The organism is Maridesulfovibrio sp. (assembly GCF_963678865.1).
Classification (GTDB): Bacteria; Desulfobacterota; Desulfovibrionia; order Desulfovibrionales; family Desulfovibrionaceae; genus Maridesulfovibrio.
On record NZ_OY787459.1, the window covers coordinates 1,213,506 to 1,228,828 of the forward strand.

The following is a 15,323-nucleotide window of genomic DNA, read 5'->3' on the forward strand; positions in this document are numbered from 1 at the left end:
TTAACACCCCATACAAATATTTGAAAAAAAATACCCAGCTATAGAACTGAATACGACTTTAATTATGTAAATCAAAAAACGCCACCTCCCAAAAAAATCCGGCAGACCAAAGCCAGCCGGATTGATAACGACAGTTTCGTGTTTCAGCAGCGAAACTTTAAATCTGGAACTCTCCGGACTTATAAATAACCACTTCGCTGCCATCCCTGAGAGTCGCGTAAACAGTTTTATCCTGAGTGTTTACCAGATCCCAGTGCAGAGCCGAAGTATTATAGCCCAATTCTTCTTTCATCCGGCCATCAAGCTCAGCCTGATCTCCGGCATAAGTATCAGGATAGGAAGAACCTACGGCAACGTGGCAGTTACCGAACTCTCCGCCGTAGTTCTCGTCGTAGAGAGTATTGGCCATGAATTTATCTATACGCGAAAAACGGCGGTCGGTAAGGGAAAATTCACCAAGCTTGGAAGCTCCCTCATCCATTGCCAGTTGCTTCTTGACAAACTCCTCGCCCTCTTTTGCTGTGACTTCCCTGGCTACACCATCTTCAAAAACAATGCGCACCCCTTCCACATAGTTACCGGAACGATAGGAAGGCTGGTCAGCATAGTACACGCCTGAAGTTCCGCGCCAATCCGGGGAAATAAACAGCTCAAAACTGGGTATATTGTGACCGGAAACCCCGATCCACTGACGCAGGTCACCATGTTTCACCGTCAGGTCCATATCTTCTGAAACCACACGATATGACTCAATACCCAGACCGTTCAGCCAGTCTTTTACTTCGGAGGCCTTGTCAAAAACGCCCTTCCAGCAGGCAGCCGGATCATCTTCATCGAGATAACAGGCCTTCACAATCTGGGCGGTAAAATCTTCAAGAGAAAGCCCTGCGGACTCTGCAAGCGCCTTGGTGGGGTAAGAACATAAAGTCCAACCCAGTTCTCCATTCTGTTCCCGCTTCTCCATAATATCACGCAGGAATTTACGGGCCACTGCACATTTACCCATTCGGGAAGGGTCAACCCCGGCAAGGTGGGTGAGTGAAGAAGGAGCAAGCAGCACGATCAGTCCATTCAAGGCGCTGGTAAACTCCTCTTCACCGGGAGCGATGTAACGCAACTGGTCTTCATTTCCGTCACCGTAAAAACTTTTCTCCATTTCGGAAGTCAAGGTCATTCGCGGCACCGGATTAAGTCCTTCATCAATGAGACGCTTGAATACCGCCTCGGCAAGGGGCAGAGCCTCAACTTCATAACGGACCATGATCAGATCACCTTTTTCATACGGTTTGGTCCGTGCGGTGGTCAGCCCCCACCACAGAGCATCTACATATTTATCAAGCTGTTCTTTTGTCAGCATAATTACTCCTGATAAAATTGCTTTTAAAAACCATCTATTAATTCAATGCACCGCTAAAGTCATCCTCAATGAGGAAGCAAATATCACCTATAAATGAAAATCATAATCTGTACTTGAAATCCTTAGTCATATGATTAAGATGTTTCTTGTACTTTTTAGTACCTGACTTCTTGACATGAGGAAGTCTTGTGGATATCCACAGTTCAATAGCCCTGAGTCGGGGGTAAAAGCTGGAAAGTTCCGGCTCAATCCTAATTGTTATAGACTGCGTAGCCTGTCGGCTTTGTACGCAGGCTACCAGAGGCTAAAAAAATCAATCTTTTTGGAGGGTAACTCTATGAGCTACGTTATCACTATTGATACTGACAAATGTAACGGCGACGGCGAATGCGTTGATGTATGTCCCACTGAAGTTTACGAACTTCAGGACGGCAAAGCAGTAGCTGTAAACGAAGACGAATGCCTCGGCTGTGAATCCTGTATCGAAGTTTGCGAACAGGATGCTATCACCATCGAAGAGCAGTAGAAAGTTCTTCATTACGAAGATTTTAAGGCGGGAATCAGGGTTAGCCCAGATTCCCGCCTGCTCTTTAATTGAGGCCAGTTAACTTTTAAAATGTTCATTGAACCAGCCTGCCGGAGCCGGATTTCTTTTTCTCCTCCCCCCTCTTCCTTTCCTCTTTTTATGCGCCCCCCCGGCATGCAGCCTGTGCCTGTTTCAAAAACCGTCACGCGGGGTCGGTTTCAAAATCAGTAATTATTTTCATGCAGCCAATTGACTGCTGAACAATAAGACTTAGCTTATACGAGTTTGCGCGGTTTAATCCGCCATAACTCTGAACATATTTTTTCACGGAGGTTTTGCTTTGGAGTTCAAAGAAATTTTTCAAAAATATGAAGCTCTTGTCGCTGAAGTGGACAAGACATTCAATAAAATATCCGAACAGACTGAAGACGGCATCAAATGTGCCAAAGGTTGCAGCGACTGCTGCCACGCCCTCTTCGATCTGACCCTTGTGGAAGCTATCTACATCAACCGCAAGTTCAATGAAAATTACAGTGGTATGGACCGCTCCGAGATCATGCAGGAAGCGGACAAAGCGGACAGGCTGATCCACAAGATCAAAAGAAGGGCTTTCAAAGCCAGCCAGTCCGGAGCCTCCACAACAGAAATCCTCAAGGAAATTTCCCTTGCAAGGGTCAAATGCCCCTGCCTGAAAGAAAACAACCTCTGTGCCCTCTATGACTACAGACCGTTGACTTGCCGCATTTATGGCGTACCCATGAATATCGGCGGACAGGCCCACTCCTGTCAGAAATCAGGCTTTACCCCCGGTAAATCCTACCCCACAATCAACATGGACACCCTGCAGTCCAAGCTGATGCAGCTTAGCGAAGAACTCGCCGCTTCCATCAACTCTTCCTTAACAGAACTCCCAGAAGTACTGGTCCCCCTCTCCATGGCACTGGTAACCGACTACACACCGGAATACCTCGGCGCCAACACCGGAGACAAACCGGAACCCGAAGCTCCTGCGGCAGAACAATCCGAAGCCTGCGGAACCTGCGACAAAGACAAATCCGCATGCGCCACCTGTAACTATTCTGTTGAACTCGGCGCAATGCCCGAGAATTAGCAAACAGGAGGCAATAATGGACAATCCTACTCTGGAAGAACAGGAAGAACAAAAACGATACATGTACGAAAAGCTTTCGCCGCGCAGGCGCAAGTTTGTCGACAAAATCGGATATGATGAATGGGACCCCTTTGCAAAACCTTTCGATCCCATTGACCTGCGTCAGGACATAACCGGAAGAACATCACAACAGCTTTGTGAAGAATTCCTCCGTGAAGTCCACGTGAACAGAAACTCCGAATATGCTCAGGCAGCATCCGAATTCGGGGTGATGCTGGTCATGAACTTCGAAAAAGTGCGGCCCATTTATGACTTTTGCGTCTGGTACGATGAACTGCTAAAAAAAGAAGGCAGAAACGCTTAGTTCAAGCTGAACGACCATCGGCACACCAACAACGACAATCTTTTGCAAATATAAGAGGTTTTTCATATGCAGAAATTTGATAATATTGATGATTATATTGCGGACCTGAAAAAAAAGAAAGAAGCAAGCCCCACCTGCAGTAACACCCGTTACAACCTCGGTGTTGCTTACCTTTCCAAAAGGGACTTCATGGAAGCTGAACGCGAATTCCTCGTAGCCATTGATGAATCCCCCAAAATGGCCGAAGCATACGTCCAGCTCGGTGGTATCGCAATGCAGCGCGGCGACCTTGACGGCTGCCTGCGCTACAACATCACCGCAACCCAGCAGCGTCCGTTCTTCGCTGTTCCCTGGGGCAACATAGGCTACGTCTACATGGAACAGGGTGAAACCGACAAAGCCATCAAAGCCCTGAAACGCGCTATCAAATACGATCCCAACTTTGTACAGGCTCTCTCCACTCTCGGCGCAGCATACTTCAATGAAGGCGAACTGGATGACTGCATCGAAGTCTGCGAAAAAGCCCTCAAGCTTGCTGATAACTTCGGTCCCGCTTGGAACAACCTCGCACTGTGCTACACCGAGAAAGAAGACTACAAAAAAGCTATCGAATGTGTGGACAAAGCTGTTGAGACCGGCTTTGACGTATCCCCTGATTTCCTTAAGGAACTTGAGAAGCACCGTTAATCAACAGTCAGACAGCCTGACTCATAATGATTTACCCGAGTCCCCCGGTCCGAACTGGACCGGGGGACTTTTTCTTACGAATATAATTTTCTTCTGAACATATTTTTCAGAGGGTAGGCCTCTCGTAATTTTTACGGTTCTGTTCTATATTTCTCTTAAGTCAAAAACTTTTCTGTTCTGTTTACCTTTGCCGACGAGACTTGCATCATGGCACACATCACGGAAAACATCGAAAATGAATAGCTCTGACAATTATGTATGACCCGACCACCCTGCTCACTTTCGGCGGCATGGCCTGCTTCCTGATTGCAATCCTGCACATAGTAATCATTGTTGTAGGCCCAACAGCCTACCGTTACTTCGGTGCCGGGGAAGACCTAAGCACTCTTGCGGAAAAACACTCCCTTATTCCACCGTTTTTAACTGCATTTATCGCCACAGTACTTGCAACATTCGGTCTTTACGCTTTTTCCGGAGCAGGTAAATTCAATCGTCTGCCACTGCTGGGCCCGGTGCTGCTGATTATCAGTACAATCTTCTGCCTCCGGGGACTGGCCCTGCCCATGCAACTCTTCGGACTTCTCAAAAATCCACATAAAACAGAAATTAAAGAAATTTTATTTTCATTCATATCCCTTATCATCGGGGTGTGCCTGCTCTACGGAACTGCACTAAACTGGGATTTCATTTTTCACGGATAAATATTGAGCAAAAACAAAATAGGCATAAACTTTATTTACTTAATTTTACATCAATACTCGCTTATTGCCCAAATTCCACCTGCGATACCTACCGAGAATTATAGACAAAGGACGGAGCAACCTGCTATTTGTCACAAAAAAGAGTCTAATGAAAAGCAGGTTACAATCAGCTTAAAAACATCTGTTAACTGTTGTCTTTTTATATTTCTTTGATATTCTTTATCGGTACTAAAAATACGGAGGCTTAAATGGCACTAAGCAAACTGGCAGGTCAACTTGCTCCAGCAGGCATTCTGGAAAACATACCGAGATTAGTCTCAGCTTATTATACCGTAAAACCTGATCCTTCCATTGATTCTCACCTTGTAGCATTCGGGACTTCCGGACACCGAGGATCAGCCCTTGACGGGTCCTTCAACGAGGCCCACATTTACGCCATAGCTCAGGCTATCTGCGAATACAGAAAATCAAAAGGATATTCAGGACCGCTCTTCATGGGGAAAGATCCCCATGCCCTTTCGGAACCGGCCCAGATTTCAGCCCTTGAAGTTTTCGCGGCAAACGGCGTAACCGTACTTCTCAACGACAAGGGCTTTACTCCTACCCCCGCAATCTCTCACGCCATTCTTGCCTACAACAAAGGCCGAAATGACGGTTTTGCCGATGGAGTTGTGATAACCCCTTCCCACAATCCCCCGCGTGACGGCGGTTTTAAATACAACCCGCCAAATGCAGGACCTGCTGGGACAGTTATCACCAGCACAATCCAGAACCGGGCCAATGAAATCCTCAAAAACGGTCTTAAAGATGTAAAACGTATTCCGTTCAACCGCGCTATTAAAGCCGATACAACAAAAGAATTTGATTTCATAACTCCCTATGTGGATGACCTGGAAAACATCGTCGACATGAAGGCAATAGCATCCGCAGGCCTGAGTATCGGCGTAGACCCTCTTGGCGGGGCCGCCATTGATTTCTGGGAACCCATTGCTGAGACCTACGGCTTGAATATTAATGTGGTCAACAAGAAGCTGGACCCCTCATACTCTTTCATGCATGTGGACAAGGACGGCAAAATCCGCATGGATTGTTCCTCCCCATACGCTATGGCCGGCCTTATAGAACTGAAATACCAATATGATATTTCATTCGCCAACGACCCGGATACTGACAGACACGGCATAGTAACCAAAAGCCGTGGACTGATGAACCCCAACCACTATCTGGCCGTTGCTATTGAATATCTTTATAAGCACAGGCCGCAGTGGAGCGATAAACTCACCGTCGGCAAAACCCTTGTATCCAGCTCCATGATTGACCGGGTAGCCAAGTCAATCAACCGTCCGCTCATGGAAGTTCCGGTGGGCTTTAAATGGTTCGTGGAACCTCTGCTGGACGGAACTTGCGGCTTCGGCGGTGAAGAAAGCGCCGGTGCATCCTTCCTGCGGAAAGACGGTAAGGTCTGGACCACAGACAAAGACGGTATAATCATGAACCTGCTGGCAGCAGAGATTACCGCCATCACCGAACAGGATCCGGGCGAACATTACACTGCCCTTGAAAAACAATTCGGCCATCCAGTGTACAAACGCATTGATACCCCGGCCACCGAAGAACAGAAGAAGGCATTCAGCATCCTTACGCCGGATATGGTCAAAGCCAAAACCCTTGCAGGGGAAACAATCGAAGAACGACTCACAGCCGCCCCCGGTAACGGAGAGGCTATCGGCGGTCTCAAAGTAGTGACCGAAAACGGCTGGTTTGCTGCCCGCCCCTCTGGAACGGAATCAATTTACAAGATCTACGCAGAATCCTTCAAAGGACTTGCCCATCTGGTGGCAATTCAGGAAGAAGCAGCAAAAATAGTCAATGCAGCATTTGAAGTTGCATTGAAATAAAAACAAGACCCAGATCATAATAAAAAAGAGCAGTCCGCCACATGGCCGACTGCTCTTTTTAAATTAAAAATCAATTTATTTACTCACGAATCCAATTCATCACAAATCCGCTCTGCTTCCTCTTCAAAACGGACAAGACATTCTTCAACCTTTACTGCATCCCCATCAACAATGGCTTTTTCAAGCAAGACAGCAGCCTCACGTGCATGGGGAGCACAAATAGCCGCACAGCTGCTCTTCATGGTGTGCGCAATGCGCTTAGCAACAGTGCCATCGCTACTGATGGCATGTTTCAGATTTTTAATTTCAGTGCGGACATCATTAAAAAACATGGAGCACAATTCGTTATACAAAGAACTGTCCCCCTGATACATGACTTCAGCCTTATCACGGTCCAACACACCCTCATCACAGGGCGCAGGCTTTTCAACGAAAGGGACAACCCTGTTGCCTTTAGTCATGGTTTGGATGATAACTTCCTGCAAAGCGACATACTGTACCGGCTTGGCGATATAATTATTCATCCCGGATTCGGTACATTTCTCCTTAACCCCGGCCATGGCATGAGCAGACATGGCTATAATCGGAACATTGCGGGCTGCATCACCGGCCTTTCCGCTACGGATACAGCTCGATGCACTGAAACCGTCCATTTCCGGCATTTCAAGATCCATGAGCACAAGATCCACATCAATGCCTGAAAGCATGCTGACCGCCTCCAAACCGTTGGAAGCCACATGTACACTATGCCCCATCTTCTCCAGCAGGCTGGTTGCCACCAGCACGTTAATGGGATTATCCTCCACCAGCAGAATGGAATATTCAGATTCAACCCCGACAGCCCCGGAAATAAACCCGGAGTCCACGCAGTCAACTTTCTCCGGATTGCCGATTTTGAGGACTACGGAAAAAGTGAAGACACTGCCGCAATCCTCAGAGCTGTTAACCCTGATTTGTCCGCCCATCATTTCCACCAGCTCGCGTGAAATAGCCAGCCCCAACCCGGTTCCACCGAATTTGCGGGTAGTAGAATCATCCGCCTGCCGAAAACTTTCAAAAATAATAGCCTGCTTTTCATCAGGGATGCCTATACCGGTATCGCGAACCGCGACCTGGATAACGACTTCTCCGGTATCAACACGCTCCTCAAGTTTGCTGACCTGAACAAAAACTCCGCCATGCCCTGTAAATTTAATGGAATTACCAACAAGGTTGTATAAAACCTGCTTCAAACGGACCAGATCTCCCGAAACAGCCTTCGGAACATCGTCAGCGACATCAATATTTAAAGCCAACCCCTTGTCACAGGCCTGCTGCTCCATGCTTTTGACAACATCCTGCATGGCCTCCGCCAGACAAAAATCTGTTTCCTCCAGTGTCAGCATGCGGGCTTCCACTTTAGAAAGATCAAGAATATCGTTGATCAAAGTCAGGAGCTGATCTGCAGATAGTTTCACAAGCTCAAGACTCTCGGTTTGTTTCGCGGAAAGCTCGGACCGCAAGGTAAGATCGGTCAAGCCGACAATGGCATTTAACGGGGTACGAATTTCATGACTCATGGAAGCAAGGAAACGGGATTTAAAACGATTGGCTTTTTCAGCTACATCGCGTGCCCTCAAAATTTCCCGCTCCATCTCCTTACGGTCGGTTATCTCAATAAAGGAAGCAACCGCACCTCCGGATTCTCCCTGCATGGGAGTGACTTCAAGCAAATACCAGCAGGACCTGCCCATGCTGTCAAAAGAATATTCAGAGGAAAACTTTTTGCTGATGCCTTTTACTACAGAACGCACCCCGTCCATAAGTTCACTCAAAGAACCACGAAGACAACCAGATGAATATATCGCATCCTTAAATTCCAGCCCGTCCAAAGCTTCCTCAGTTATACCGGGGACAAAAAGCTCCCTCCAGGACTCATTTGCGGCAACAATTTTCATTTCCGGGTCAAGGACAGCGATCTTGGCGGACATGGACCCCAGTACGGAGCTCAACTGTTCCTCACGGGCAACCAGTTTACGGTTGGCAACATCAAGCTGCCGGGATTGCAGAAGAGTATTTTCATAAGTAGCCAGCAGCAGGTGGAAGACCTGACTGAAATCAGCCTTCAGCACATGCTTGACGCCCTGAAATTCAAAATCCACTTCCTGAACAGTAGAATCACCGGAATCAAATGACCTGTTCCTTAGAACGGACTCAATACGGGCCAGCAAAAAGCCCTCGTCATAAGGCTTAGTGACAAAGTTTGTGGCTCCGCTTTTCAAACCTTTGATGATGTCACCCGGATCGGAAAGACTGGTCAGGAGAATTACCGGGACATCCTTATATCTACTACTTGCCCTGATCCTTTCGCAAAGTTCGTAACCGTCCATACCGGGCATGACAACATCGCTGATGACCAGATCGACTTTTCTTTCTTCCATCAACTCAAGGGCATTTTCCCCGTTGGACGCAAGGGAAACCTGAAACCCCTTGTCAAAAAGGATATATTCCAGTTTAACTGCCTGCGTTAAGCTGTCTTCCACCACCAGAATATGATTATTTGGCACGACTTCCCTCCGGCAACCCCAGAAAAATCCTGCAAAGATGCGCTCCGATATTATTGATAGGTAAAATAGACTTGGCAGCGCCGATTTTCACTGCCTCACCGGGCATTCCGAATACAATTGAACTCTCTTTATCCTGAGCAATAGTATATCCGCCACTGTTTTTGATCTCAAGCAGACCATCAGCGCCGTCCCGCCCCATTCCTGTAAGGAGCACCCCTACTACGGAACTACCAAGATTACGGGCAGCTGAACTGAAAAGGACTGAAGCTGAAGGCCTTATTTCATTCACGCACGGCCCGGCAGTGAGTACTATCTTCAGTCCAGCAGAAATTTCCATATGCAAGCCTTCAGGAGCAAAATAAACACGGCCGGACTTCAAGACATCACCGTGAGCGGCAACACAGACATCATGCCCGGTATTATTTTTCAACCAGTTCACCAGACCGTCGGTAAACCCCTCGGACATATGCTGCACTATCAGGATCGGAGCAGGGAAATTATTGGGCAATGAAGACAGAACACACTTAATTGCCTGCGGCCCTCCAGTGGAAGCGCCGATACATATGACCTTGCCTTTACACGAAGAAGGCATTGGCAAGCAATCAATGCTTGAAGATGCAGGTGGCTCGGGTACGGTTCCACTCCTGTACCGGCTTTTACGCCGGACAACCTTCACTTCCGACATTAAACGAACGGAAAGGATTATCTCCTGCATCTGTTCTTCAAAATTTTCACTCTTCAAAGCGGGCTTGTTGTGGAAGGCAAGAGCTCCCGTATCGATAAGCCGGAAACCTATTTCCGCATCTGAAGCACTGTAAACGGCACTGATAACAACAATTGGTACCGGATTTTGCTCCATGATCATCCGGGTTACCCTGAAACCGTCACAATCAGGAAGGTTAACGTCCATAGTGACCACATCAGGCTTTAAATCACGAACCATACGCAGGGCTGAGTAACCGTCTTCCGCACAGCCGACTACCTCAAAATCATCCTCACGCTTGAACAGCTCCGCAAAAAGCATGCGTACAGAAGCCGAATCGTCTACAATCAAAACCTTGATCACTAAATCTATCCCCAATCAGGTCATTTTAATACATACACATTCGGAAGTATCATCTACACTCTAACTTTCCGCCATGCAAACGTATTCATCTGATAAAAAATCACCGGCCTAAAAAAAATATTCAGCTCAACCTGCCAAGCGGTTAATAACTTCCAGCAGATTACCCTGATCGAAGCTTGACTTGATTATATAGGCATCCGCCCCGGCCTCAACTCCACGCTCACGGTCCTCCGCAGAGCCAAGCGAAGTAACAAGAATTATCGGCAGGCTGGAGCAGCCGTCCAACTTTCTTACTTTGGAAGTCAAGGTAAAACCATCCATCCGGGGCATCTCCACATCAGAGACAAGAACATCCGGCAAAGAGTCTTCAATCTTGTGCAGGGCATCCAGACCATCCATAGCTGTAACCACATTGTACCCGGCTGCTTCCAGCACATTTTTGAGCAACATACGCGAGGTAATGGAGTCTTCGGCTACAAGCACAGTTTTGACTTCAGCCACAGCCTGCCTGTTCACAACAGGCCGTACCCGGCCTCGTGAATGAATTTCCAAAGCAGTTCGGGTCATATCCGGGGTATGCAGAATAGGAGCAAGTTGACCTGAGCCCAGCATGGAAAAACCGGAAACATTGCGGACTCTCCTCAGCAGCGAGCCCATACTTTTAGCCATCACTTCCTGCTCACCTGAAAGGCCGTCAACACTGATGGCCACAGCCTTGCGTCCTTTCCCTATGATTAGGACTGCCAAGGCATCACCTTCCTGATCACTGCGTTCCTGCTCCAGAACATCCGCAAGGTGGACCAATGGAAGCGGTCTGCCATAAGCCGAAACGGTTTCCTTGCCCCCGGCAGTTATAATGTCTTCCTGCCGGACCAGCATGACCTTACGGATACCGGATTTTGGAATCACGTGCTGCCTGCCACCGGATTCCACAACTATACCCCTAAACGAAGTAAGGGCAACTGGGATATTAAATATTACCCTGATACCTTTCCCTTTGGGGCTGGCAAGCACAATGCTGCCTCCGAGGGATTCCACCTTGTCACGGACAATAGCCATTCCCAGTCCTCGGCCTGAAATATCAGTGATTATCTCACTAGTTGACATGCCGGAAAGAAATATCAACTCCAACACGGAACGGCGATCCATTTTTTCCGCTTCTTCTACGGAAATAATCCCCTTGCTAACGGCAACGGCCTTGAGACGGTCCTGATCTATTCCCCGTCCGTCATCACCGTAAATCATCTTGACCGCATCCCGGTCGGTCTGGGTTATTGAAAACTGAATGCTGCCGACAGGGTCCTTCCCCTTGGCGATCCGTTCCTCTTTGCTTTCAATTCCGTGATCAATGGAGTTACGAATCATATGAATGAGAGGATCATGGAGCATTTCAAGAATCCTGCGGTCAATACGCACCTTCGCGCCACTGGTCTCCAGTCTGCACTCCTTGCCCTGTTCCAGACTCAGCTTACGGACAATACGAGGAAACACATCCAAAAGCGAAGAAAAAGGGAGCAGCATGGAATCCTTAAAATCATTCAGCAGACCATCAACTTTGGATGTGAGATCCCACTCAGCCTTCCGGGCAGAAGCTGCAAGCGCACCTGCTTTTTGGGAAAACGCCTTTAGCTTTCTACTCATCAGGTCATTAACCTTCAACTCTTCTTCCGAAAGACTGTCCATCCGGCGTTCGTAAACTTCATTAAAAGAACGAACATAATCGGCAAGCATATTTTCGAGTTCGGCAACTTCCCTAACTCTGGCCCGCTGAGAATTTCGCGATGAAATCAACTCCTCTGTCTGCAGGAGAAGACCGGTCAAAAAAGAAGAACTGACCCGGACGGTATCGCCCATACCGCCAAGAGTCGACAAATTTTCATGTCTATCCGTCTCTGCGGCAGCAGGTTTATGTGAACAGTCAGCTGCATCATCCCCGGACGCAATGACCTCAACGGCGGCTCCCCCACCTGCGGCATCATTTCCGCCGGCCTCAATTTGCTGTGGTGAATCTACCAGCTCTTTCATACGGGATAAAGCCAGCATAACCGGTGCCGCTGCTGTCGCCCCTGCGGAATCATTTTCTTCTCGCAGAAGGCCATCCAGAAGATCAAGCCAGCCAAGCATCAGGGAACAGGTTGAAGAAGAAGGAACCAGCTCCATTTTCTTAAGTACGAAAAAAAACGACTCAAATGTCTGGCAGAATTCCTCCACCGCACTGAGCCCTACTGCTCTTGCCGCTCCTTTGAGGCTGTGCAGTTCGCGGTAGGAAGATTCGACAACCATGGCCAGTTCTTCCTTGCCACAACCTTTTTCAAGCCGCATAAAATCAGCGGAAAGGACCTGCATCCTGTCGACACTTTCCCCCCTGAATGCTTTAAGCAGTCTCTGCTTAAGATCACCACCGATCATGGACATACCCAACTCCCAGGATTATCCTTTAAACAGCCCTAGATATCACTGCCTACAAATTCATTCACAATCAACGATTCATCCTGCAGAAAAGCCTCTCCGTCCAAAACGATCTTCCTATCGTCAGTAACACCAAGGCTGTATTCGGAAATCCGGCCATCACCTTTGGGTAAGGCTTTAAGCTCCCCTTCCGGTATCCGGCTGACTCCAAGGATTTCATCAACGGCAATACAAAATTCAGATTCCCCGCCGGAAAGCATGACTACACCCGGATTTTCAAACTCCAATCCTTCACGGATTCCTAAAAACTTACACATATCAATGACCGCCCAGAGATGCCCACGCACACTGAGCACTCCAAGGTGAAAATCAGGGGTGCAGGGAACGGCTACGATATCTTCAGGAATCATAACCTCTTTGACAATGGAAGTTTCCAGACCGTAGACATCCGGTCCCAGACGAAAAAAAACATAGTCGCTCCCTCCGGCAACATTCTCAGATGCAGAATTCTCCAAAGAAGTCTGCAATGCCATTTTTTTCGCCCTTTTGCGGAGCAACTCCCTGTCACTTTCTTTTTTTAAATAATCCAATGTGCTGCTTTCCATGATTCCACCTTTGAATGAATCCTGCTAAACCGTATGATCCTTGACCAGCCGCACCATTTCCATCAAGCGTCCGGCTGTAATGTTGTCGGAAAAAGGAACAGTTTCATCGTGTTCAACTTTCTCCAATTCCTGCAAGGCAATTCTAAAATGCCGAAGGGCTGCATTTTTATCCTTGTTTTCAAGATAAACATTTCCAAGCAGCACATGCCCCATTATAAAACCGCTGTCCAAGAAGACTGCATTTCTCATTTCAGCTACAGCACGATCCCGATCACCCTGCTGCAGGCATATCTGACCAAGCAGAAAATGAGCTTGGGGAGCAATACGGTCCAACTCAATTGCTCTTTCGCACCACCGGGCGGCTTCATCCGCAAAACCGGAATCGGCCTTCACCCCGGCTATTTCGAGTAGCGCAGCAGCACGAATGTCCTGCGCATGTTCCTGACCGATAATTCTATCATAACAGGCCAAGGCCCCGGCAAAATCACCTTGCAAACGCAGATTCTGCCCCTGTTCCAAAAGCCTGGCTCCGTCAACATCTTCACCCGCAACCGGACAGTTCTCCTCCGCTTGTTCAACAGGAGTATCTTCAGGCTCATGGATGGGAATATCTATTTCAGCAAATGTACCGACTTCTTCCTGCGACTGCTCACCGAAACAGAGCCCGGGAAAAGCAAAATGAAAATCATGATCGCCATGACAGGGGCTTTGGTCTGTAAAATCAATACGGAAAGGCTTGTACTGCTCATTCTTCCTAAAAAAAAGAGCACCGTCTAGATTTACAGGTTCGAATTTTCCATGGCTCGTTAACAAGGCAGACTCACTTGGCGTGGCAATAAGCCACCCTCCGGGAGTCAGGCAATTCCATATTTTATCAAGTACATTATTAACTCCACTTGGAGAAAAATACATAAGTACGTTGCGGCAAAGAACCACATCCATATCCATGAGCGAAGTCGGGACAGCCGAATCCATAAGATTCAAACGCGACAGATTGACCATTTTTTTAATTGAAGAATCAATGAGATAGGAATTCGCGCCGACCTTCCTGAAAAATATATCCCTGAACCCAGTATCCGCCGAACGGAAAGACCATCTTCGATAACATCCTTCCTGCGCCTTGATCAAAGCGTGGCTGTCAATATCGGTTCCGTAAATGTCCGCCTTCAATCCGGACCGGCGGCAGATCATGGCAATGGTATAAGGTTCCTCCCCGGTGGAACAGGCCGTAGACCATATCCTGATTGCCCCATTGATACCGCTCCCCGTTCCGCTAAGCTTACGCAGGATCTCATGCTCAAGTACGTTTAGCGCCTTGCTGTCTCGAAAAAAGAAGGTCTCGCCTATGGTAAGGCGGTTAATAAATTGTTCAAGATCCTTATCCCCGACTGATCTGGAAAGGATATGGTCAAGACAGTCCGAAGCAGTTACGGTATTGGCCGGAGACTCTTCCCTGTGAAAAAGGATTACAGCGGTACGCAGGTCCTTCCACCTATTCGGGGCAAAATCCAACCCGAACCTATGGCGAACCATATCCGCAAGTTTGCAGATCCTGTCTTCAGTCAAGGAATTAATCATCTGATGCGGACTCCTCTGCCATGGCCGCAATAGCTTCAGCTAAGTCCCGTTCCTGATCAGGATCAAGCAGCGCCCCAATCTCCTGCACCAGAATTACATCCGCGCCCAGCCCGGCAAAGGATTTCAGAAAAGAAACTCCGGGCCAGATTTCATCCGCACTTCTCACTGTACCTGGATTAATTTCCAGCACATCGCTGATCCGATCCGCAAGCAAAGCCATGCGCCGCCCATGGGCAAAACTGAAAATAAGTCTGTCGCTGGGAATTACATCACGTTCTTCAGTACCGATCCTGCCCCGCAAGCCCAGCACTGGAACAACATCACCCCCATAATTAACCACGCCGAGAACCGGCTCAGGAGAATCGGGAACCGGGGTAAGCATAACGGCCCGTTCAACCCGGTCTACATCTACAGAAGGCAGGGCGAATTTTACCGTATCAACCTCGAAAACAATGTAATCATCAGTCTTCATAGA

13 protein-coding genes are annotated in these 15,323 nt (G+C 48.0%); 6 read left to right on the forward strand and 7 right to left on the reverse strand.

The features are described from left to right. Positions 1-157 precede the first annotated feature (157 nt). Entirely contained in the window at positions 158-1,357 is a 1,200-nt protein-coding gene (locus tag ACKU41_RS05630; protein WP_321404578.1) for an aminopeptidase, read from the reverse strand. Positions 1,358-1,694: 337 nt separating this feature from the next. Between ACKU41_RS05630 and ACKU41_RS05635 the strand changes: the two genes are divergently transcribed. From ACKU41_RS05635 to pgm, 6 genes are all read left to right on the forward strand, one after another. Further along, positions 1,695-1,883: a ferredoxin gene (locus tag ACKU41_RS05635; protein ID WP_319780348.1), complete on the forward strand. Its 189-nt coding sequence runs from the start codon at positions 1,695-1,697 to the stop codon at positions 1,881-1,883. Between the two features lie 340 nt (positions 1,884-2,223). Then, on the forward strand, positions 2,224-2,994 hold the full coding sequence (locus ACKU41_RS05640; protein WP_321404580.1) for a YkgJ family cysteine cluster protein: 771 nt from the start codon (positions 2,224-2,226) through the stop codon (positions 2,992-2,994). A gap of 16 nt (positions 2,995-3,010) precedes the next feature. Further along, complete coding sequence (locus tag ACKU41_RS05645) at positions 3,011-3,358, forward strand: hypothetical protein (RefSeq protein ID WP_319780351.1); 348 nt, start codon at positions 3,011-3,013, stop codon at positions 3,356-3,358. A 66-nt stretch (positions 3,359-3,424) separates the two neighbouring features. After that, positions 3,425-4,045: a tetratricopeptide repeat protein gene (locus ACKU41_RS05650; RefSeq protein WP_321404582.1), complete on the forward strand. Its 621-nt coding sequence runs from the start codon at positions 3,425-3,427 to the stop codon at positions 4,043-4,045. A 254-nt stretch (positions 4,046-4,299) separates the two neighbouring features. Beyond that, positions 4,300-4,746: a hypothetical protein gene (locus ACKU41_RS05655; protein ID WP_321404583.1), complete on the forward strand. Its 447-nt coding sequence runs from the start codon at positions 4,300-4,302 to the stop codon at positions 4,744-4,746. Between the two features lie 248 nt (positions 4,747-4,994). Further along, positions 4,995-6,644, forward strand: a complete 1,650-nt coding sequence (gene pgm, locus ACKU41_RS05660; RefSeq protein ID WP_321404584.1) for a phosphoglucomutase (alpha-D-glucose-1,6-bisphosphate-dependent) — start codon at positions 4,995-4,997, stop codon at positions 6,642-6,644. Between the two features lie 83 nt (positions 6,645-6,727). Here the strand turns inward: pgm and ACKU41_RS05665 are convergent, their stop codons facing one another. The 6 genes from ACKU41_RS05665 to ACKU41_RS05690 form a co-directional block, all read right to left on the reverse strand. Further along, positions 6,728-9,190: a response regulator gene (locus tag ACKU41_RS05665; protein WP_321404585.1), complete on the reverse strand. Its 2,463-nt coding sequence runs from the start codon at positions 9,188-9,190 to the stop codon at positions 6,728-6,730. Next, positions 9,180-10,256: a chemotaxis-specific protein-glutamate methyltransferase CheB gene (gene cheB, locus ACKU41_RS05670; protein ID WP_321404587.1), complete on the reverse strand. Its 1,077-nt coding sequence runs from the start codon at positions 10,254-10,256 to the stop codon at positions 9,180-9,182. The genes ACKU41_RS05665 and cheB overlap by 11 nt, the downstream gene beginning before the upstream one ends. A 126-nt stretch (positions 10,257-10,382) precedes the next feature. Further along, positions 10,383-12,671 (reverse strand): response regulator, encoded by a 2,289-nt coding sequence (locus ACKU41_RS05675; RefSeq protein ID WP_321404588.1) that lies wholly within the window; start codon positions 12,669-12,671, stop codon positions 10,383-10,385. 32 nt (positions 12,672-12,703) lie between these two features. Then, on the reverse strand, positions 12,704-13,270 hold the full coding sequence (locus ACKU41_RS05680) for a chemotaxis protein CheW (RefSeq protein ID WP_321404590.1): 567 nt from the start codon (positions 13,268-13,270) through the stop codon (positions 12,704-12,706). A 24-nt stretch (positions 13,271-13,294) separates the two neighbouring features. Further along, positions 13,295-14,848: a CheR family methyltransferase gene (locus ACKU41_RS05685; protein WP_321404591.1), complete on the reverse strand. Its 1,554-nt coding sequence runs from the start codon at positions 14,846-14,848 to the stop codon at positions 13,295-13,297. Next, the gene (locus tag ACKU41_RS05690; protein ID WP_319780363.1) at positions 14,841-15,320 is read right to left on the reverse strand and encodes a chemotaxis protein CheW; all 480 of its coding nucleotides are present in this window, start codon (positions 15,318-15,320) and stop codon (positions 14,841-14,843) included. Before ACKU41_RS05690 ends, ACKU41_RS05685 begins: the two co-directional genes overlap by 8 nt. Positions 15,321-15,323 lie beyond the last annotated feature (3 nt).

Bases quoted from the DNA above. Each gene is read 5' to 3' on its own strand.
- ACKU41_RS05630 (WP_321404578.1), bottom strand. From the start codon at position 1,357: ATGCTGACAAAAGAACAGCTTGATAAATATGTAGATGCTCTGTGGTGG.
- ACKU41_RS05635 (WP_319780348.1), top strand. From the start codon at position 1,695: ATGAGCTACGTTATCACTATTGATACTGACAAATGTAACGGCGACGGC.
- ACKU41_RS05645 (WP_319780351.1), top strand. From the start codon at position 3,011: ATGGACAATCCTACTCTGGAAGAACAGGAAGAACAAAAACGATACATG.
- ACKU41_RS05650 (WP_321404582.1), top strand. From the start codon at position 3,425: ATGCAGAAATTTGATAATATTGATGATTATATTGCGGACCTGAAAAAA.
- ACKU41_RS05655 (WP_321404583.1), top strand. From the start codon at position 4,300: ATGTATGACCCGACCACCCTGCTCACTTTCGGCGGCATGGCCTGCTTC.
- pgm (WP_321404584.1), top strand. From the start codon at position 4,995: ATGGCACTAAGCAAACTGGCAGGTCAACTTGCTCCAGCAGGCATTCTG.
- ACKU41_RS05675 (WP_321404588.1), bottom strand. From the start codon at position 12,671: ATGTCCATGATCGGTGGTGATCTTAAGCAGAGACTGCTTAAAGCATTC.
- ACKU41_RS05680 (WP_321404590.1), bottom strand. From the start codon at position 13,270: ATGGAAAGCAGCACATTGGATTATTTAAAAAAAGAAAGTGACAGGGAG.
- ACKU41_RS05685 (WP_321404591.1), bottom strand. From the start codon at position 14,848: ATGATTAATTCCTTGACTGAAGACAGGATCTGCAAACTTGCGGATATG.
- ACKU41_RS05690 (WP_319780363.1), bottom strand. From the start codon at position 15,320: ATGAAGACTGATGATTACATTGTTTTCGAGGTTGATACGGTAAAATTC.